We start from the raw sequence: 19,499 nt of genomic DNA, 5'->3' as shown, positions 1-19,499 counted from the left end.
GCTTTTTCATCAGGTGGCCCGCAATTCGGTGTCGGACCCGGATGCCCGCCACACCTTGGCGGCGGTCGGGCCGGTGTCGCCCGTCGCCTCCACATACTTCACCGGGTCGCCGGTCTTGAGCTGGTCCATGTCCACGTTCAGGCAGCTGTTCCGGTGGAAATAGAGCTGCGTCCCGGTGTTGGTCGTGATGAAGCCGTGGTCCTCGGTCGGGTTGAGCTGCGAGACGCGGCCGGGCTGCTCCGGATCATGGACCTTCACGTCGCGGCGCATCTTGTCCTTGTACTCCTTCAACTGCCGCTCCGCGGCTTCGAAGGCGTCGCGGATCGAGGTGCGGGCGTCGGGGTTGGCGTAGCGCTCCTTCGCCTTGTTCGGCTTGCGGCTGACCACGATGTCCTGGCCCGGCACCATCAGCTCGATGTGGACGTCGAAGACGTTGCCGGTCTTGTGCTGGCGATGCTGGGCTTCCACGGCGACCCGCATGCCGACCAGCCGGTCGAACAGTTTTTCCGTCTTCTCCGCCCGTTCGCGGATGTAGGCCTCCAGCTCGGGCTGGGAGTCCATGTTGTGGAAGGCGATTTCCAGGTTCGTGTCCATGGGGGTCCTCTCTAAGCACGACGTGAGGAAAGCGGTGGGAGCCGCCGTCAGGAGTCGCGGGCCTGGCCGGGAATGCGGAATTCCTCGCCCTGGTCGGCGATGCCGGGCATCTCGCCCTGGCTCTCCATGCTCAGCACGGGTTCGACCGGCTCGGTCCGTTCCGCGGTGTCGTCGGGGCCGCGCGCCGGATTCGGGCGCAATGTGTCCCGGTAATTGTCCTCGATGGCGATTTCCTCGCTCGCCAGCTTCCAATGGTCTTCGGCGCGATCCTCCGGACGGCCTTCACGCTCCCAGATCTGGTGAGCGCGCGCTCTGATCCGGCTTTCCAAATCATCCGCCATCCGGGCTGCCTCCTGTCCGTTCTTGTTCCGCGCCGCCCACACCCCGCTGCGGGATGGGCCTTTGGGCCGGGCGCGCTTCCCGTCAACCGCGCCGGAACACCGAAGGTTCCTCCCGAAGGGATGATCGGAGCGGGCAAACCGACGGAGGCCGCGCCGTTTGAATTAATCCCGAAGGGGTGGTATTCGACGACGGCGACGATCCGGAGGAGAAACGTGTGAATCGGCCTGAACACGGACGCTCCCTCACGTCCTCCCTCCTCATGGGCATGCGCCGCTTCCGCTCTTCCCTGTTCGCGTTGCCGCTGGCCGCGGGAGTGCTGATGGCGCTCCCAAACACCGCCGCCCGCGCCGCGGATGGGCCGTCGCTGCTGCAACTCGGCCTCTTCCAAAGGGAAGGGGATGCCTGGTGGGCGTGGGACAGCCTGCGCCGCCGCTCCCCCGATCTGGCGGACGGCCTCAGCCCGGCGGTCGTTCCGCTCGACGCGCGGCGCCAGGGCGAGGGCGTCGCCCTGCGGGCCACCGCCCCGGTGGGGCTGGACGTGACGGCGCTGTGCCGCCGCATGCTCGGCGCCGGGTTCGGCTGCCTCGTCCTCGACGCGCCTCCGCCCGCACCTCCGGCCGCGCCTCCGCCCGCCCCTCCCTTGCCCGCGCCGCCTCAGGCATCGCCCCAAGCACCGGAGATCAGGCCGCCCGCCGACAGCGCGCAACTCGCCCCGCCCCGCCCCGGCGGGGACGGCAAGGCCGACGTCGCCCTCACCTACCCGCCGGAAGCCGCCCGGACCATGGCCGCCATCGAGAAGTCTGGGCGCCGCAAGGGCCGGCTGGGCGCGGTGGTTCCCGACACGACGCTCGACGTCATGCCGGCGACGCTGAAGGAGGAGGGCTGGAATCTCTGCGCCCTCACCTTCGACGACGGGCCGCACCGGGTGGTCACCCGCCAGATCCTGGACGTGCTGAACCGCGAGAAGATCCCCGCAACCTATTTTCCGGTCGCCAGCGTCGCCGAGAACCAGGGCGAGGTGATCCGCGACTTCATCGCCGCCGGGCACGAGATCGGCAACCACAGCCTGACGCACGCCGACCTGCGCGCCATGGACCCCGAGGCGCAGCGCCACGAGATTGCCGAGGCCAACCGCATCCTGCGCGGATTCGGCGCCAACCCGGTGCTGTTCCGGCCGCCCTATGGGCGCTACACGCCGGACCTGCTGGCCATCGCCCGCGAGGAGAGCATGAGCCCGGTGCTGTGGACCGTGGACACCCGGGACTGGCAGGTCCGCGACCCCGACCGCATCGTGCAGCATGTGAAGACCGAGGCGGGAACCGGCAGCGTGCTTCTGCTGCACTCCACCTACCCATCCACCCTCAACGCCCTGCCCCGCGTGATCGCCGCGATGCGCGCGAAGGGCTGCGAATTCGTCACCCTGTCGGAATGGATCGAGCGGATGCACCAGCTCGCCACGCCGGCCATGGCCCCGACCCTGGTGAACGCTGGGGTGAACGCCGGGGTGAACGCCGCTGTCAAGGCCGGGGGAAAAGCCGGCGACGCGGCGCTCCGCGCCGCCAACTGAACGGCGGTCGCCCGGTCAAGACCGTGCCTCTTACTTTCCGGTCTTCTGCTTGCGGATCTGCAGGTACTTGCGGATGGTCGTCTCGACCTCCGGCGGCAGCATGTTCCAGGCGCCGGACACCGACCCGCCCTTGACCTCCTCGATGGTCACGGTGGCGGCGAAGGTGAACTTCCCGCAGGCGTCGTCGATCCGCACCGTGATCCGCGCGGTCTGGCTGGGAATGAGCGAGCCGTCGAAGCCGGTCGCCACGAAGCCCTTGTGGCTGACCCCGGCCAACGGAAAGCTCTTGCCGTCGAACTCGATCACATTCGACGGGCCACCGGGTGGATTGGGCCGGCGCGGTGCCGCCTTCTTCTCATCCTTGACGGTGACCTTCAGAAAATCGAACAACCCCATGCACAGCCCCCGCCGAACAGCGCCGTTCATCGCCACGGCGTCATCACTTTATGCGCGGACTTACAAAAGGGGGCAACCGGGATTTCCCCGACCGGCGCCGCTTCAACCTTGCGGCGAGGCCGTCCTCCCGCGGCGATCCGAGCCGGCCGCCAGCGCTTCCTGAGCCCGCCGGACGCACAGCAGGGCAAAGGGAAGCAAGACCACCAGCACCGCCGCCATGCCCACCGCCACCGCCAGCACCCCAGCCATGTCGGCCCCGCCCAGATGAGCGGCGAGCGTCAGCAGGAGATGGAGGATCAACGCGGACAGCATCACCGCCGCCAAAGCCGGAGCGGCAAATCCCTGCACGCGTCGGCCGCGTGTTTCACCGGTCGCCGCGCGCGATGACCAGCGTGGACGCGCCGCCGGGCAAGACGTCCCATAGACATCCAGCATGGGCACTCCTTCCGTCACTGCTCATCCGGTGCCGGTTGGATTGGAGCAACACGGTGGGATGAGGCGCGACCACTATAGCGGCAAAAATGCGCGAAGCCTAAAATCTGAAGTACTTATTCTGATTGGACGGGCCTCCCGCCAAAGGTTATGGGCCGGGTGGCACGTCCCTTCACCTCCCGCGTAGGCTCTCCACAGAGTCTGTGGATAACTGTGTTGACAAGGCCCGGCTTTTCCCGATTCGAGTCAAGCGCGACAAGGCCATAGCGCGATTTGCCCATTTTTTGAGCATGTCACACAAACCATTGAAATGCATTGCCTTTCCCGATTCCGAAGGGTGTTGCAGCGCTCACGCCTGTCAATTGGATTCTGACGCCGGACTCCCGGCGCGGCGATTTCGCGCGGGTCTGTGCCCTGTTGACAACTGAATGTTCGGATTCCCCGCATGGGGCACCCCGATCCCGCCGCCGCTCACCCCGGGCGGAGGAAACGGTTTGTACGACCATCCGTTTGCCGGTGTTACAATCCGGCGCAAGCCCCTTGGGTCAGGGTCACGGTGACCGCGGTTCCGCCGCCCGCCTTGCTGAAGACGCGGATGCCGCCGCCCATGCGCTCGACCAGCGCCTTGCAGATCAGCAGGCCAAGGCCGCTCCCCACCTCGCCGTCGGCGCCGGGGGCGGCGTGGTGGGGGTCGATGCGGAACAGATGGGGCTGCAGATCCTCCGGAATGCCCATCCCGTTGTCCTGGACCCGCACGGTCACCCGCCCGTCCGCCAGAGCGGCGGACAGCATGACCATGCTCCCCGAGGGGGAGAAGCGCACCGCGTTCTCGACCAGATGCTTCAGCACGGTGCTCAGCGCGGACAGGTCGCCCAGCACCGGGGTGGCGACGATGCGGTTGACGATCAGGATGTCGCGGGCGCGGGCGCGTGGCGCCAACTCCTCCAGCACGTCCTGAAGCAGGCCGCCCAGCTCATAGCTCCGCAGATCGAGCGGCACCTGATTCAACTGCAGGCGGGACCACAGCGACAGGTTCTCGATGGTCCGCATCATCTGCCGCCCGGCGTCGCTGCACAGCGCGGCGTAGGCGTCGAGATGCGCGCTCCCCACCGCCGAACCGCCGCCCGCCGGGTCGGGGAGCGCCGCGTCGGAGGAGATCATCTGCGTCGCGCCGAGAATGGCGCTCAGCGGGTCCTTCAGCTCCTGGCAGATCTGCCCCAGGAAGCGGTTCATGCGCGCGACCGCGTCCGCCAGCTGGTCCACCCGCAGGGCGCGCTGCGTCTCCTCCTCGACACGGCGGGTGATGTCGGTGACGAAGATGCAGAAGCCCGGCGCCGGCCCCTCGTCCGAGTTGGCGTCGCCGTCCAGCCACGAGTCGTTGAAGATCACGCGGAGCGGCATCCCGTCGGAGCGGATCAGGGTGACGTCGTAGCTGCGGTGCGGGGTCAGGTCGCGGATGGCCGCCTGCCGCTCCAGGACGCTTCGGCTTTCCTCGGCCACATAAGCCAGAAGGTGGGTTCCCACCAGCTCCCCGGCCCGGTAGCCGAGCAAGGCGCACAGCGCCGGGTTGACGCCGATGGTGACCAGCTCGCGATCCACCACCCAGCAGGCCTGCGCGCTCCGATCCAGAATTCGTCGGCTCAAGCGGTCCCAATCGACCGCCGGGCGCGTGGGCTTCGACAGCAGTGCCAGCATGACCCCTCCCGTCCTCATCCTGGGCGGGTCGGTTACACGGCCGTGTGTTCGTCCGTTTTCTTTTCGACCCGCTACCAATGATAGGCACGGGCGGCAGAAACCTTCAACAAAATGTGGGTTTCGCGAATGTTATAGCGCCGTCATCGATTCGCGCTTTATCCACCCCGCCGCTTTCTGTTCAGTAACCAAACGGCTTTCGTACCCTCTCTGCTTAAGTTCTTATGACGCTTTTCATAGGCGTTGTGTTGGGAAGACCGGCGTCAGCGATCCTCCGCCGTCGCCGCCCAGCAGCGCAGGACTTCCGCCACGCTCCAGGCCTGCGAGATGCAACCGCGCGGGCTGAAAGGCGGTTCGGCGTCGAAGATCTCCGAGATGGTGCCGATCCCCGCCTGATCGAGATGCGGCAGAAAGCCTTGGAGCAGCTCCCGCGCCCCCGCCTTGTCGTCCGGATGCAGCTTCAGCCACGCGTCGACGTAGGGACCGATCAGCCACCCCCAGACCGTGCCCTGGTGGTAAGCGGCGTCGCGGGCGCGCAGATCGCCGAAGTATTTCGGCTTGTAGTCGCGCTGCCCCGGCGCCAGCGAGCGCAGCCCGACCGGGGTCAGCAGCCGCTGCCGCACCGTCTCCACCACCGGCTCCCAGCGGGCGCGGTCGAGCACCGGGTTGTCGAGCGAGACGGCGAAGATCTGGTTGGGCCGGCAGGCGTCGTCGTCCCCCCGCTCCCCGTCCACCACGTCGTAGAGATGCCCGGCGTGGGCGCACCAGAAGCGCGCGTTGAAGGAAGCGCGGGCCTGCTCCGCCAGCTCCGCCAGCGGGCGGGCGGCCTGGGCGTCCCCCTCCTCGGTCAGCCAGCCGGCGGTCAGGCACAGGGCGTTGTACCAGAGCGCGTTGATCTCCACCGCCTTGCCCCGGCGCGGCGTGACCACCCAGTCCTCGACCTTCGCGTCCATCCAGGTGAGCTGGTAGCCCTCCCGCCCCTGGCGCAGCAGCCCGTCGCCGGGGTCCACGGCGATGCCGAAGCGGGTGCCGCGCCGGTGATGGTCGATCACCTCGACCAGCCGGGGCAGCAGCAATTGCAGCGTGTGGCGGTCCCCGGTCGCCTGGACGTAGCGGTTCAGCGCGTGGAAGAACCACAGGGTGGCGTCGGCGGTGTGGTACAGCCCTTCGTCCTTGCCGTCGGGGAACATGTTGGGAATCAGCCCGTCGCGGATGTAGTGCGCGAAGGTGCGCAGGATCCAGCCGGCCTCCATGTGGCGCCCGGTGGTCAGGGTCAGCCCCTCCAGGCTGATCATGGTGTCGCGGCCCCAGTCGGTGAACCAGTGGTAGCCGGCGATCACCGTGCGCACCTCGTCGCCCTCGGCGCGGGCGCGCATCTGGTCGGCGACGCGGCCGGCCGGGACGAACAGGAAGCTGTCCGCCGAGAGCACCAGCTCCGCCATCGCCCCCTCGCGCAGCGACGGATGGGCCGTCCCGACGATGCGCCGCCGCCGCTCCTTCTCGAAGCGCAGGACGTCGGCGGGCGGCAGCGCCCACAGCCGCTGCCACGGCTCGGTCGCCGCGACGAAGCTCAGCGTCTGGCCCTGGCTGAGGGGGCCGCTGAAATAGCCGGGCGTCCACAGCGAGCCGCGCGATTCATAGCCGCGCTCCGCCTCCACCGGATAGACGATGTCGCGCCGCGCCCCGCCGTCCAGCGTCAGCGGAAGCTCCGCCCCCTCGATGGTCATGCGCAGCACCGGCAGTTCCGGCCCAGCCCATATCTCGTACTCGTGACCACGGGCGGTGACGCGGTAGTCGCGGGCCAACGGCTCGTCCACCGCGGATTCCAGTTTGCGGAAGGCCATCACCGGGCGAAGGCGAAGGCAGATCGGCTGCGGCGCCTTCACCACCCGATAGGTGACATGGACGATGTTCTGCAGGTGCGGCAACACGATCTGCTTTTCGATCACCACGTCGCCGATCTCGTAGCGCCAGACCGGCAGGCCGGATTCCATGCGGAACTCGGCGAGGCCGGAGGGCGCGGCATCGGACGGGTAGTTCGGGTCGGGCCACTGGTCCGCCTGCGGGTTGTGGCCGGTCAGCCGCCGCTCGGTCCCGTCGCGCTCGATCAGCACGTCGTTGAGCTGGCTCAGCATCACCACCCGGCCCAGCGGCGCCGGCAGGGCGGCCACCAGAAGCCCGTGATAGCGCCGCGTCACCGCCCCAGACAGGGAGGAGGAGGCGTAGCCGCCCAGCCCGTTGGCGACCAGCCATTCGCGGGACAGCGCGGCGTCCGGCGCGGATCGCAGGGCGTCGCGGGTGATCTTGCGGATGAAATCAGCCATGGGTCTCCTGAGCGCTCGTACCGTTGCCTTCGCCCCGTTCCTGGTCCGGAACAATGTCCGTGGCGGCCAGGACGACCGCAGCGTGGCCGGGGAGCCGCCAGCCGCCGTCCGAGGATTCCAGCGGGGCGATGCCGCAGCCGCCGTAGCGGGGGTCCTCGCTGGACCACAAGGGCGTCCAGTCCCTGCCAACCGGCGGCGCCAGCAGCGGTTCCGGCAGGATGTCCAGCCGCAGGTCGCGGCCCAGATTGACCAGCAGCAGCCGGTCGTCCCCCGCCCCACCCTCCTTCGCGCCGAAGAAGCGCAGGACGAACGCCTCCTCCGCCAGCACGGCGCCGTCCAGCCCGCCGTCGCCCTGGGCGCGGAACACCGGGTCCTCGCGGCGCAGGCGCAGAAGGTCGCGGTGCAGCGCCCAGACCTCGGTGTGGGCCTCCCGCTCCGTGTGGTCGAGCTTGCAGTGCCGGAAGGTCTCCGCGTCCTGCGGGCGCGTCAGATGGGCGCGCATGGCGGGGGTGGCGAGGCTGGGAAACTGGGACAGGAACTCCGCCCGTCCCGTCTCCACCTTGGCGGCCAGATCGGGTTCGTGGTCGGCGAAGTAGTAGAAGGGCGCGCTCGCCGCGAATTCCTGCCCCTGGAACAGCATCGGCGTGCCGGGACCCAGCAGCGTCAGCGCGGTCAGCGCCCGGAAGCGCCCCGGCGTGGTCAGGGCGTGGATCCGCTGGCCACGGCCGGAATTGGCGATCTGGTCGTGGTTCTGGAGGAAGGTGACGAAGGCCGGGCGCGGCAACCCGTAAGCCGGCAAGCCCCGCCGCTTGCCCTGCCAGCGGTACCATTGCCCCTGGTAGAGGAAGCCGTGCTTGACGGCCGACAGCAGTTCCTGCGGCGTGCCGCGGTAGTCGGTGTAGTAGGCCTCGTTCCGCCCGGTCAGCGCGACCCGGGCCGTATGGTGGAAATCGTCGTTCCACAGGGCGTCCAGCCCGCAACCACCCTGTTCCACCGGTGTGGCCATGGTGGCCAGTTGGGGTTCGTTCTCCCCGATCAGCAGGGTGCCGCGCCCGCGCGCCGCCTGACGGACGGCCTGCCCGAACTCCTGGATGATGTGCGGGGTGGAGCGGTCGAAGATTTGCTGGGTGGCGTCCAGACGCAGCCCGTCCAGATGATACTCGTCGACCCAGAAGGCGGCGTTCGCCCGGAAGAACTCCCGAACCGGGCCGCAGTTCGGGCCGTCGAAGTTGAGCGCGTCTCCCCACTCGTTCTTGTAGCGGGTGGTGAAGTAGTCCGGGGAGAAGCGGGACAGGAAGTTCCCGCTGGGGCCGAGGTGGTTGTAGACCACGTCGAGAATCACCGCGAGGCCGAGCGCGTGGGCGCGGTCCACGAAGCGCCGCATGTCATCCGGCCCGCCGTAGAGCCGGGTCGGGGCAAACAGGTCCACCCCGTCGTAGCCCCAGCCGAAGCGGCCTGGAAACTCGGCCACCGGCATCAGTTCGAGGACCGTCACCCCCAGCTCTGCCAAGCTTGGCAGTTCGCGCGCCGCCGCCGCCCAGGTTCCCTCCGGCGTGAAGGTGCCGATGTGCATCTCGTAGATCACCTGTCCGCGCAGACCGCATCCCGCCCAGCCGGCGTCGGTCCAGGCGAAGGCGGACGCATCCACCACCTGCGACGGCCCCTCCGGCCCGTCGGGCTGGAAGCGGGACGCCGGGTCGGGGAAGGCCGGGCCGTCGTCGAGCTGGAACCGGTAGAGGCTGCCCACCGGCACCCCTTCGACCATCGCGGAGAAGTAGCCGTCCCCCTCCGCGTCCAGCGCCACCGCGCGCTCCTCCGGCCCGACCAGCAGGTGGACGCCGCGGCAGGCGGGCGCCCAGACCCGCGCCAGCACCCGGTCGCCGGGCGCCGGTTCGACGCCTATGGGGCAACGGCGGACGGCGAAGGCCGAACCGCCGGCGTGCGCTGCATCGGGAGGACTTCGACACGGAACGCTCCCACCGCAATGTTTCGATCAACGGCCCACCAACAGACGCCGCCTGCCTTCGTCCCATGGGCGATTCCATTGGAGCCTCCGCCATCCCTTTGAAAAGGTTTCCCGCCATGCCGCTCCCGTCGCCGCGCGTCCTGATCTGGAACGAGTTCATTCACGAACGCCGGGACGAGACGGTGAGGGCCCACTATCCCCAGGGCATCCACGAGGCGCTTGCCACCCCTCTGCGCGCCGCCGGCCTGACCGTGGAGACCGCCACTTTGGACGAGCCGGAGCACGGCCTCACCGAAGAGCGGCTGAACGCCGCCGACACGCTGGTCTGGTGGGGCCACCGCGCCCACGCTGAGGTCTCGGACGCGGTGGTGGAGCGGGTGAAGCGGCGGGTGACCGAGCAGGGGATGGGTCTCGTGGCGCTCCATTCCAGCCACTTCTCCAAGCCCTTCCTGGCGCTGATGGGCACCGGCTGCTTCCTGAAATACCGCGTCGCGGCGGAGAAGGAACGGCTGTGGGTCGTCGATCCCGGCCACCCCGTGGCGGCGGGCATCGCGGATTGCATCGAACTGGACCATGAGGAGATGTACGGCGAGCCCTTCGACATCCCGCCACCGGACGATCTGGTCTTCCTGAGCTGGTTCCAGGGAGGCGAGGTGTTCCGCAGCGGCTGCGGCTGGCGGCGGGGGCTTGGCCGCATCTTCTACTTCCGGCCCGGCCACGAAACCTACCCCACCTACCACCACCCGCAGATCCAGCGCGTGATCCTCAACGCCGTCCGCTGGGCGGCGCGGCCGGAAGGGCTGGAGGCGCCGGTGCGAGGACGGCGGACCACCCCGCTGGAGCCGATCCCGCGGCGATCATGAAGGGGTCAGACCCGTTCCCCGAAGCTCTCCGCCGCCGCGTCGATCACGGCGGGGTGGGCGCGCAGCCGGTTGAGCGCGGTGTCCCGCTGGGCATCGTCCAGTTCCAGCGTGACGATGACATCGACGGCGCCGCCGCGCTCCGCGTCACGCTCCTCGCGCGCGGTTTGGACGACATGGCCGCAGCGGTCGCGCAAGCCCCCGACGATCTCCGCCTCGACGCCGCGCCCTTTCTCCGCCGGGTAGGCGTAGACGATCTTCATGGCCTTCCACCCCTCGTTTCGGCCCGCCGTCACGGCGCGAAGACGACCCGCATGCAGTCGTCGGCCTTCTCCTTGAACATGCGGTAGCCCTGGGGCGCGTCGTCCAACGCCCATTTATGGGTCAACAGGTAGGCGGGATCGAGATCGCCCTTCTCGATGTGCTCGAACAGGCGCTTGACGTAGCGCTGGCCGTGCTGCTGGCCCATGCGGAAGGTCAGCGCCTTGTTCATCGCCGCGCCCATGGGGAACTTGTCGAGAAGACCGCCATAGACGCCGACAATGGACAGGGTGCCGCCCTTGCGGCAGCACTGGATCATCTGGCGCAGGACGGCGGGCCGGTCGCTCTCCAGCCGCAGTGCCTGCTTGCCGCGGTCATAAAGGTCTTCGATGGCCGAGGCGCCGCTGTCCGCCTCCATGCCCACCGCGTCGATGCAGACGTCCGGCCCGCGCCCGCCGGTCATCGCCAGCAGGGCGTCGTAGATGTCCATGCGGCTGTAATCCAGCGTCTCTGCCCCCGCCTTCATCTGGGCGGCGCGCAGCCGGTCGGGAAAGCGGTCGATGCCGATCACCCGCTCCGCCCCCATCAGGAAGGCGCTCTTCATCGCCATCTGGCCGACGCCGCCGCAGCCCCAGACGGCCACCACGTCGCCCGGCTTGATGTTGCCCATGTCGGCGGCCATGTAGCCGGTCGGCACGGCGTCGGAGACGAAGACCGCCTGCTCGTCCGTCACCCCCTCCGGCACGCGAAAGCAGTTGGTGTCGGCGAAGGGGACGCGGATGTATTCGGCGTGGCTTCCGGCGTAGCCGCCAAAGGCGTGGCTGTAGCCGAAGATGCCGGCGGTGCAGTGCCCGTAGGCCGCTTCCTCGAAGGCCGGCTGGGGATTGGAGTTGTCGCAGAGCGAAAACTCCTCGTGCTGGCAGTGCCAGCATTTGCCGCAGCCGATGATCGACACGGTGATCACCCGGTCGCCGCGGTTCAGCCGCGTCACCTCCGGCCCCTTCTCAACCACCTCGCCCAGGAATTCATGGCCGATGATGTCGCCGGCCCGCATGGTTGGGACGTAGCCGCCGATCAGATGCAGGTCCGACCCGCAGACCGAGGACAGGCTGACCTTGATGATCGCGTCCTGCGGACCGAGGATCGTGGGGTCCGGCACCCGCTCCACCCGCAGGTCATTCACGCCGTTCCAGCAGAGCGCCCTCATCCCGTCACCTCCCGCAATCGCGTGTCGGCCCCGCCCCGCTCGGCCCGCCCGCTCGGCTGGCCCTTGATGGTGGGAAGCTCGCCGACCTCCATGATCCGCTTCAGGCGGCGCAGCGCCTCGCGCGCCTGTTGCTCCGGCGCGGACCCGAACAGGCGGGACACGGCGTTTCCGCCGACACCGCCCGGCGGGTGGTAGGCCAGCGTCAGGCTGACCTCCGTCCCTCGGCCGCCCGGCGCCGGACGGAACAGGACGGTGCCGCGGTGCGGCAGGTCGGCCCCCTCCAGCGTGTGCCAGGTGATGAGTTCGTTTTCCCGGATCTTGTCGAGCCGGCTGTTCCAGACCACCGGAACGCCGCCGGGGCCATGGGCCTTCCAGCGGCTTTCCGTGTCGGACAGGATCTCCACGGCGTCGAGGTGGGGGAACAGCGCCGCCAGATGGCGGACGTTGCGCCAGTGGCGGAACAGCTTCTCGGCCGGGACCGCGATGGTGACGTTCGCCTGGGTGGTCGTCGGCTCCCGGCGCAGCGCCGGCAGCGCGGCCTGCCGCAGCGGGCTGGACAGCGGAACCCCCGCCGCCCCGGCGAGGAACAGCCCGCCGCCGAGCGCGCCCAGCGCCCAGCTTCCCCGCCGCACCCCGGCGAAACCCAGCGCCGTGCCGCCGAGGATGGCGGCCCAGCGTTCGAGCGTCCCGGCGGAGCCCTCCGGGCGCCGCCTGCCGTCCCGGCCCCTGGTCATTGCCCGTCCTTCTTCTTCAGCAGGTCCAGCTCGTACAGCCCCTTCATCAGGTCGCGGTGCAGGTCGATGCGCTCCGCGATGTCGGTGTAGTGGGTGGCGTCCGGGGCCCGCCCGGCCTCGTCCAGCGCGCGGTCCCACTGGTTTCCGGCGAAATCGCCGCGCCCGACGAACATGACCGCGCGCAGTTCCATCCGTTGTTCGGGGGTCAGGTCCTCCAGCATCCGGTTCAACTGGCTCAGCGCGCCGCTGGCGTCGGAGGACAGGATGCTGAGGGCGTCGAGATCGGTCGGGTTCCGCGAACCGCGTTCGCTGGTCTGCTCCCCGAGGTCGATGTTGCGCATTCCCGCGAGGAAACGCTGACGGTCGGCCACGGCCTCGTACGCGAGGTCGGCGGCCTGCTTCACGGTATCGACCGAAATCTGTTTGAGCATGTGTCGCACTTCTTTTCAGTTGCACGGCTTTGCCCGACGCCAACAGCCGGGCTGGGGGTTCGTCGCGGAGGAACCCCGGTCACCCGTCCCGCTTGCGCTGCTCGTCGGAGGCGCCGCGGGACCCGCCGGAGCCCGAGCCACGCTCGCGCCCCTGCCCGCTGGACTGGTTCTGGCCGGGCTTGTTGCCGGCGGCCTTGTCCGGGTCCTCATGGCCGGACTTGGCGGCCTTTCCGGCACCGCCGGACTGGTGCTTTTCCTGCTCGGTGTCGCGGTTGCTGCGGGACATGGGGTTTCTCCCGGTGTGGTTTGTCGGTTTGGCGGCCTTGGCGCAGCGGGGCGTTGCCCGCACCCCTTGTCGCGGAGCCCGTGTCGCGAACCGCCTCTCGGCACAACCGGAGACGGTGCGGCGAGGTTCCGAAGCAACACAGATGCCCGGTGACCTGTTAATCCCCGCAAGACCTTGGCAAGCCGGAGAACACCCATGCCGCTCCTGTCGGCGCAGATCGGTGATACCCTGGACGAGGGGTTCGCCCCCGTGCGCCTGGAGACCGACCGCGGCCCCGTGGACGCCCGCCTCTACGCCGCCCCGGACGGGCATAAGGCGGCGGGAACGCTGGGCGTCATCTGGCTGGGCGGCGTCGGCGGCGGCTTCGACTCGCCGGCCCATGGGCTGTATCCGCGGCTGGCGGAGGATCTCAGGCCCGACGGCATCGCCTCGCTGCGCGTCCGCTACCGCAACCCCCGCGCGCTGGACGAGGCGGTGTACGACACGCTGTGCGGCCTGACCTTCCTCGGCCGGATGGGCATCCACCATGTCGCCCTGGTCGGCCACTCCTTCGGCGGGGCGGTGGCGATCCAGGCCGCGGCCTCGAACCGTGGCGCGGTCTGCACGGTGGTGACGCTGGCGACCCAGGGGCTGGGCACCGACGCGGTGGCGGACCTGAGCTGCCCGGTGCTGCTGGTCCATGGCGAGGCCGACGAGGTGCTGACGCCCATGTGCTCCATCCACGTCCACCGCATGGCGCGCGAGCCGAAAAAGCTGGTCCTGATGCCCGGCGCCGGCCATTGCCTGGACGAGACCGCCGAGGCCGTCTGCCGCGAGGTGCGCGACTGGCTCAAGGCTCAACTGCTGGCGCGGTAGGGCATATCCTCTCCCCCACGGCGTCCTCCGGGATTAGGCTGCGGCCACCTCCCCGAAAAGCCCGGAGCCTGCCGATGCTCGGCACCCTGACCCTTCTTCTCTCCTGCCAGCTGGCGGGGGAACTGACCGCCCGCCTGCTGCATCTGCCCGTGCCGGGGCCGGTGCTCGGCATGGTCCTGCTGTTCGTCGGCCTGCTGGTCCGCGGCGGCGTGCCGGAGCCGTTGCAGGAGACGGCGGGCGGCATCCTGCGCCACCTGTCCCTTCTCTTCGTTCCGGCGGGCGTCGGGGTGATGGCGCACCTGAACCGGCTGGAGGCGGAGGCCCTGCCCATCGCCGCCGCCCTGCTGGGCAGCACGCTGATCGGCGTCGCGCTGACCGCCTGGGTGATGAGCGTGCTGAGCCGCCGCGGCCCCGACGCCGAAACCGGCAATGGGGAGGACGCGCCGTGAGTCCCGATTTCCACGAGATCTGGGTCTATCTGTCGGCCAGCCCGCTCGCCGGCCTGACCCTGACGCTGGCCGCCTATCAGGCGGGAATGTGGGTGTTCGAGCGGTTCGGCCGGCGGCCCGCGCTGAACCCGGTGATGATCGCGGTGCTGCTGATCGCCGCGACGCTGATGGTGGCGGGGATCGACTACCGTACTTATTTCGACGGCGCGCAGTTCGTGCATTTCCTGCTCGGCCCGGCCACGGTGGCTCTGGCGGTCCCGCTCTACCGCCAGTTCCAGCAGGTCCGCCGCTCCGCCGTGGCGCTGCTGGTCGCCCTGCTGACCGGCTCCGCCGCGTCGGCGCTGAGTGCCGTCGCCATCGCCTGGGCGCTGGGCGCGTCGGAGCGCACCATGCTGTCGCTGGCGCCGAAGTCGGTGACCTCCCCCATCGCCATGGGCGTGTCGGAACAGATCGGCGGCCTGCCCTCCCTCACCGCGGTCTTCGTGATCCTGACCGGGATCATCGCCGCCTCCTTCGGCACCTGGGTGCTGAACCTCGTCCGGGTGACGGACTGGCGGGCGCGCGGCTTCGGCCTGGGGGTGGCCGCCCACGGCATCGGCACCGCCCGCGCGCTCCAGGTCAACGAGGTGGCGGGGGCCTTCGCCGGGCTGGGGATGGGGCTGAACGGGCTGGTGACGGCGATCCTTCTGCCGGTCCTCTACCGCCTGTTCTTCACGTGAAGCCCCGTTCCGCGACAGAAGATTTCATGGAAACGTGGCTTGACAGAGCAAGCCTGCCTGCGCAGAGTGTGCCCCATGACCCGCATCGACCACACGAACGCCCTTCTGCGACTTATCACCCCGGCGCTTTGAGCGTCCGGGTCGTCTGCGTTCGTCTGCCCTGTTCTCTGGTCGAAGTGTCTGTTTTCCCATGAGCACCTATTGCACGCGTCCTTTCGGCACGCGCCCTTGCGGGGTGAAGCGTGTCTCCCGGCTGGGGCCGGGGCTGCGACTTAGGAACGGTCGCTGAGCCGTCCGGCAGCTCGGCGACCGTAGTCCCGCCGGTCCCCACACCACACGAGACAACGCCCCGCTGCACAAACCGGGGCTCCCAAGGGATCACGAAGCGTCATGAACCACATCGCCACCCCCGCCGCCGCCACCTCTGCCAAGCATGAGAAGTACGTCCCCTTCGCCCCGGTGAAGCTGACCGACCGCCAGTGGCCGAACCGGACCATCGAGAAGGCGCCGGTCTGGTGCTCCGTGGACCTGCGCGACGGCAACCAGGCGCTGATCGAGCCGATGGGTCCGGACCGCAAGCGCGCGATGTTCGACGCGCTGCTGAAGATGGGCTTCAAGGAGATCGAGATCGGCTTCCCCGCCGCCTCGCAGACCGATTTCGACTTCTGCCGCGAGATCATCGAGGGCGGCAAGATTCCCGACAGCGTGACCATCCAGGTGCTGACGCAGGCCCGTGAGGAACTGATCCGCCGCACCTTCGAGGGCATCAAGGGCGCCAAGCGCGCCATCGTCCACCTGTACAACTCGACCTCGGAGCTGCAGCGCCGCGTCGTCTTCGGGCTGGACCGCCAGGGCATCGTCGACATCGCCGTCGCCGGCACCAAGCTGATCAAGCAGCTGGCCGCCGAGCATCCCGACACCGAGATCGTCCTGCAGTACTCGCCGGAGAGCTTCACCGGGACCGAGCTGGAGTTCGCCCTGGAGATCTGTGAAGCGGTGATGGAGACCTGGGGCGCCGACGCCGCCAACAAGGTCATCCTGAACCTGCCGGCGACGGTGGAGATGTCCACCCCGAACATCCACGCCGACCAGATCGAGTGGTTCTGCCGCAACATGAAGAACCGCGACGCGGCGATCATCTCCCTGCACCCGCACAACGACCGCGGCACCGGCGTCGCGGCGGCGGAGCTGGGCATGCTGGCCGGCGCCGACCGCGTGGAAGGCACCCTGTTCGGCAACGGCGAGCGCACCGGCAACGTGGACGTCATCACGCTGGCGCTGAACCTGCTGACCCAGGGCGTCGATCCGGAGCTGCGCATCGACGACATCAACGAGATCGTCCGCGTCGCCGAATACTGCACGCAGCTGCCCGTCCACCCGCGCCACCCCTACGCCGGCGAGCTGGTCTTCACGGCCTTCTCCGGCTCGCACCAGGACGCCATCAACAAGGGCCTGAAGGCGCTGGCCAAGTCCAACCACGGCACCTGGGAGGTTCCGTATCTGCCCATCGACCCGCAGGACCTGGGCCGCAGCTACGAGGCGGTGATCCGCATCAACAGCCAGTCGGGCAAGGGCGGCATCGCCTATGTGCTGGAGAAGGATTACGGCATCCAGATCCCGCGCCGCCTGCAGATCGAGTTCTCCAAGACGGTGCAGCGCATCGCCGACGAGACCGGCAAGGAGCTGGCCCCCGCCGACATCCACAACGCCTTCAAGGCGGAGTATCTGGACATCGACGCCCCGCTGGCCCTGATCGAGCATTCGACCGAGCCGCGCGGCCCGAACTCCGGCGCCCGCGTGCTGAACGTGGTGGTGTCGCGCGACGGCGTGGTCAGCACGTTGAAGGGCTCGGGCAAGGGGCCGATCGACGCCTTCCTGGACGCGCTGCGCCAGGGCACCGGCATCGACCTGCATGTGGTGGACTACCGCGAGCACGCCGTCGGCGAGGGCGAGGACGCCCAGGCCTGCGCCTATGTCGAGGTGAAGACCAACGACGACCGCACGCTGTTCGGCGTCGGCATGGACGCGGACATCGTGACCGCCTCGCTGCGCGCCTTGGTCAGCGCCGCGAACCGCGCCGCGCGGTAAGGGGTTCGGGGACATGAGAAAGGGGCGCCCGGTGGGGCGCCCCTTTTTTGTTGGATGGGAGTGCTGGCGCTGGGCCCCCTCCCTAACCCTCCCCCGCCTGCGGCGAGGGAGGGGACTTTGGAACTTTCCCCTCTCCCGGAAAGCGGGGGAGGGAGGGACCCACGCGCAAGCGTGGGAGGGAGGGGGCACCGCGGCACCCCTCCCCCATCACCCCTCGATGCGCGAGAAGTCCGCGACCGCGTTCAGCGTCGCCCGGATCTGGCTGAGCAGACGCAGGCGGTTGGCGCGCAGGTCGGCCTGCTCGGCGTTCACCGTCACCTTGTCGAAGAAGGCGTCCACCGGGCCGCGCAGGCGGGCGAGTGCCGCCATGGTGCCGGTGAAGTCCTCCTTCGCCAGCAGCGGCCGGGCCGTCTCGCCGGCAGCGGACAGGGCGCCGTAGAGGTCCTTTTCCTCCGCGAGCGTCAGCAGGGCCGGATCGACCGGCTGGTCGTAGGCCTTGCCGTCCTTCTTCTCCTCGATGCGGACGATGTTGCTGGCGCGCTTGTAGGCGGCGAGCAGGTTCGCCCCCTCCTCCGACCCGACGAAGGTCTGGAGCGCCTTCACGCGGGCCAGCAGACGGACGAGATCGTCCTCGCCGCCCAGCGCGAACACCGCGTCCACCAGATCGTGCCGCACGCCCTGGTCGCGCAGCGTGACCTTCAGGCGGTCGGCGAAGAAGGCCATCAAGTCGGTGGCGACGCCGTCGGCAGCGGCGAAACCGCCGACCGTGTAAGCGCCGTGCGCCGCCTTGAACAGCTGCGTCAGGTTCAACCGCAGCCCGTTCTCCAGGATCAGCCGGATGATGCCCAGCGCGGCGCGGCGCAGCGCGTAGGGGTCCTTGGAGCCCGTGGGCTTCTCGTCGATGGCGAAAAAGCCGACCAGCGTGTCGAGCTTGTCGGCCAGCGCCACGGCGACCGACACCGGCGCCGTCGGGCAGCTGTCGGAGGGCCCGAGCGGCTTGTAGTGCTCGGCGATCGCCTCGGCCACCGCCGGGTTCTCGCCCTCGCCCAGCGCGTAGTAGCGGCCCATGATGCCCTGGACCTCGGGGAACTCGCCGACCACCTCGGTCACGAGGTCCGCCTTGGACAGCAGGGCGGCGCGGGTCGCGGCGTCCGCGTCGGCGCCGATGGCGCGGGCGATCTCGGCAGCCAGCACTTGGACGCGGGTGACCTTCTCCGCCACCGTGCCGAGCTTGGCATGGAAGGTGATGGCGCCCAGCTTGGACACGCGGTCTTCCAGCTTCGTCTTGCGGTCCTGGTCCCAGAAGAACTTGGCGTCGGACAGGCGGGCGCGCAGAACGCGCTCGTTGCCGGCGACGATGGCCTTGCCACCGTCCGCCGTCACCGTGTTGGCGACCACGACGAAGCGCGGCGCCATCGTCCCGGTCTTGTCCAGCAGCGCGAAATACTTCTGGTGCGTGCGCATGGAGGTGATGAGGACCTCCGACGGCACATCCATGAACTTTTCGTCGATGGTGCCGACCAGAGCGACCGGCCATTCAACGAGGCCGGCAACCTCCTCCAGCAGCCCGTCGTCGGGGGAGAGGGTCAGGCCCTCCTGCGCGGCGAGCGCCTCGGCGTCGGCCTTGATCTTGGCCTTGCGCTCGGCGCGGTCGAGCACGACGTGGGCGGCGCGCAGCTTGGCCTTGTAGTCGGCGAAATCGGTGACCGTGAAGGCGTCCGGCGACAGGAAGCGGTGGCCGCGCGTGCTGTTGCCGAAGGCCAGCTTGCCCTGCGCGCCGCCCAGGTCGAACGAACCCTCCAGCACCGCGCCGCCGAACAGCGCGATGATCGAGTGCAGCGGGCGCACCCAGCGCACCGTGCCGGTGCCCCAGCGCATCGACTTCGGCCAGGGGAAGTCGCCCATGACCGCCGGGATGATCTCGGCCAGCACCTCGGCGGTGGCGCGGCCCTTCTTTTCCGCCACGGCGAAGTAGAAGACGCCCTTGCCGGTATCGCGCTGCTCGCACTGGTCCAGGCTGGTCAGGCCGGCGGACTTCAGAAAGCCGGCGACCGCCTGCTCGGGCGAGCCGACGCGCGGCCCCTTCTTCTCCTCGCGGACGTCGGCGGTGCGCTCGGGCAGGCCATCGATCACCAGCGCGAGGCGGCGGGGGGTGGAATGGGCCTCGGCCGATGCAAAGATCAGGCCGTTGGCGGCCAGCTTCTCGGTGACGAGGCGCTTGAGGTCGTCCGCCGCGCGCGCCTGCATGCGCGCCGGAATTTCCTCGGAGAAGAACTCGATCAGAAGTTCGGGCATG

General features: G+C 69.3%; 19 protein-coding genes. 6 read left to right on the top strand and 13 right to left on the bottom strand.

Going from position 1 to position 19,499, the window contains the following annotated elements; all coding sequences use genetic code 11:
* Window positions 1-9 precede the first annotated feature (9 nt).
* Together ACWPN7_RS21920 and ACWPN7_RS21915 are read right to left on the bottom strand one after the other, a co-directional pair.
* The gene (locus ACWPN7_RS21920) at window positions 10-594 is read right to left on the bottom strand and encodes an HPF/RaiA family ribosome-associated protein (protein WP_051657770.1); all 585 of its coding nucleotides are present in this window, start codon (window positions 592-594) and stop codon (window positions 10-12) included.
* 47 nt (window positions 595-641) lie between these two features.
* Window positions 642-935, bottom strand: a complete 294-nt coding sequence (locus ACWPN7_RS21915) for a DUF2934 domain-containing protein (protein ID WP_038526604.1) — start codon at window positions 933-935, stop codon at window positions 642-644.
* A 320-nt stretch (window positions 936-1,255) separates the two neighbouring features.
* Between ACWPN7_RS21915 and ACWPN7_RS21910 the strand changes: the two genes are divergently transcribed.
* Entirely contained in the window at window positions 1,256-2,503 is a 1,248-nt protein-coding gene (locus tag ACWPN7_RS21910; RefSeq protein WP_247881615.1) for a polysaccharide deacetylase family protein, read from the top strand.
* Window positions 2,504-2,533: 30 nt separating this feature from the next.
* On the opposite strand, the gene ACWPN7_RS21905 is transcribed toward ACWPN7_RS21910, so the two are convergent.
* From ACWPN7_RS21905 to treZ, 5 genes are all read right to left on the bottom strand, one after another.
* Complete coding sequence (locus ACWPN7_RS21905) at window positions 2,534-2,929, bottom strand: hypothetical protein (protein ID WP_407825655.1); 396 nt, start codon at window positions 2,927-2,929, stop codon at window positions 2,534-2,536.
* A 72-nt stretch (window positions 2,930-3,001) separates the two neighbouring features.
* The gene (locus ACWPN7_RS21900; RefSeq protein ID WP_456521605.1) at window positions 3,002-3,334 is read right to left on the bottom strand and encodes a hypothetical protein; all 333 of its coding nucleotides are present in this window, start codon (window positions 3,332-3,334) and stop codon (window positions 3,002-3,004) included.
* Between the two features lie 516 nt (window positions 3,335-3,850).
* Window positions 3,851-5,026, bottom strand: a complete 1,176-nt coding sequence (locus ACWPN7_RS21895; protein ID WP_492273440.1) for a PAS domain-containing sensor histidine kinase — start codon at window positions 5,024-5,026, stop codon at window positions 3,851-3,853.
* A 260-nt stretch (window positions 5,027-5,286) separates the two neighbouring features.
* Window positions 5,287-7,347, bottom strand: a complete 2,061-nt coding sequence (locus ACWPN7_RS21890; RefSeq protein WP_038526592.1) for an amylo-alpha-1,6-glucosidase — start codon at window positions 7,345-7,347, stop codon at window positions 5,287-5,289.
* A complete protein-coding gene (treZ, locus tag ACWPN7_RS21885; RefSeq protein WP_492273439.1) occupies window positions 7,340-9,220 on the bottom strand; it encodes a malto-oligosyltrehalose trehalohydrolase in 1,881 nt (626 codons plus the stop codon). Before treZ ends, ACWPN7_RS21890 begins: the two co-directional genes overlap by 8 nt.
* 209 nt (window positions 9,221-9,429) lie before the next feature.
* On the opposite strand from treZ, the gene ACWPN7_RS21880 reads away from it, so the two are divergent.
* On the top strand, window positions 9,430-10,176 hold the full coding sequence (locus ACWPN7_RS21880; RefSeq protein ID WP_103039201.1) for a ThuA domain-containing protein: 747 nt from the start codon (window positions 9,430-9,432) through the stop codon (window positions 10,174-10,176).
* A gap of 5 nt (window positions 10,177-10,181) precedes the next feature.
* Here ACWPN7_RS21880 and ACWPN7_RS21875 read toward each other — a convergent pair whose 3' ends face one another.
* The 5 genes from ACWPN7_RS21875 to ACWPN7_RS21855 form a co-directional block, all read right to left on the bottom strand.
* Window positions 10,182-10,436 carry a hypothetical protein gene (locus ACWPN7_RS21875; protein WP_103039202.1) on the bottom strand — a complete coding sequence of 85 codons (255 nt, stop codon included), beginning with the start codon at window positions 10,434-10,436 and terminating at the stop codon, window positions 10,182-10,184.
* 29 nt (window positions 10,437-10,465) lie between these two features.
* A complete protein-coding gene (locus ACWPN7_RS21870; protein ID WP_200775665.1) occupies window positions 10,466-11,641 on the bottom strand; it encodes a zinc-dependent alcohol dehydrogenase in 1,176 nt (391 codons plus the stop codon).
* Window positions 11,638-12,375 (bottom strand): SRPBCC family protein, encoded by a 738-nt coding sequence (locus tag ACWPN7_RS21865; protein WP_200775666.1) that lies wholly within the window; start codon window positions 12,373-12,375, stop codon window positions 11,638-11,640. Before ACWPN7_RS21865 ends, ACWPN7_RS21870 begins: the two co-directional genes overlap by 4 nt.
* Window positions 12,372-12,806 carry a DUF3775 domain-containing protein gene (locus ACWPN7_RS21860; RefSeq protein WP_038526583.1) on the bottom strand — a complete coding sequence of 145 codons (435 nt, stop codon included), beginning with the start codon at window positions 12,804-12,806 and terminating at the stop codon, window positions 12,372-12,374. The genes ACWPN7_RS21865 and ACWPN7_RS21860 overlap by 4 nt, the downstream gene beginning before the upstream one ends.
* Before the next feature lie 79 nt (window positions 12,807-12,885).
* Entirely contained in the window at window positions 12,886-13,092 is a 207-nt protein-coding gene (locus ACWPN7_RS21855; protein WP_038526580.1) for a hypothetical protein, read from the bottom strand.
* 195 nt (window positions 13,093-13,287) lie between these two features.
* On the opposite strand from ACWPN7_RS21855, the gene ACWPN7_RS21850 reads away from it, so the two are divergent.
* From ACWPN7_RS21850 to leuA, 4 genes are all read left to right on the top strand, one after another.
* Window positions 13,288-13,947 carry an alpha/beta hydrolase gene (locus tag ACWPN7_RS21850; protein ID WP_038526577.1) on the top strand — a complete coding sequence of 220 codons (660 nt, stop codon included), beginning with the start codon at window positions 13,288-13,290 and terminating at the stop codon, window positions 13,945-13,947.
* A 74-nt stretch (window positions 13,948-14,021) separates the two neighbouring features.
* Entirely contained in the window at window positions 14,022-14,396 is a 375-nt protein-coding gene (locus ACWPN7_RS21845; RefSeq protein WP_103039205.1) for a CidA/LrgA family protein, read from the top strand.
* Window positions 14,393-15,115: an LrgB family protein gene (locus tag ACWPN7_RS21840; RefSeq protein ID WP_038526571.1), complete on the top strand. Its 723-nt coding sequence runs from the start codon at window positions 14,393-14,395 to the stop codon at window positions 15,113-15,115. Before ACWPN7_RS21845 ends, ACWPN7_RS21840 begins: the two co-directional genes overlap by 4 nt.
* 390 nt (window positions 15,116-15,505) lie before the next feature.
* Complete coding sequence (gene leuA, locus ACWPN7_RS21835; protein ID WP_459195924.1) at window positions 15,506-17,203, top strand: 2-isopropylmalate synthase; 1,698 nt, start codon at window positions 15,506-15,508, stop codon at window positions 17,201-17,203.
* A 207-nt stretch (window positions 17,204-17,410) separates the two neighbouring features.
* Here the strand turns inward: leuA and glyS are convergent, their stop codons facing one another.
* A complete protein-coding gene (gene glyS, locus ACWPN7_RS21830; protein WP_459195925.1) occupies window positions 17,411-19,498 on the bottom strand; it encodes a glycine--tRNA ligase subunit beta in 2,088 nt (695 codons plus the stop codon).
* Window position 19,499: the final 1 nt, after the last annotated feature.

The organism is Azospirillum sp. UENF 312511, assembly GCF_058780635.1.
This window is presented reverse-complemented; position numbering and strand designations above follow the sequence as displayed.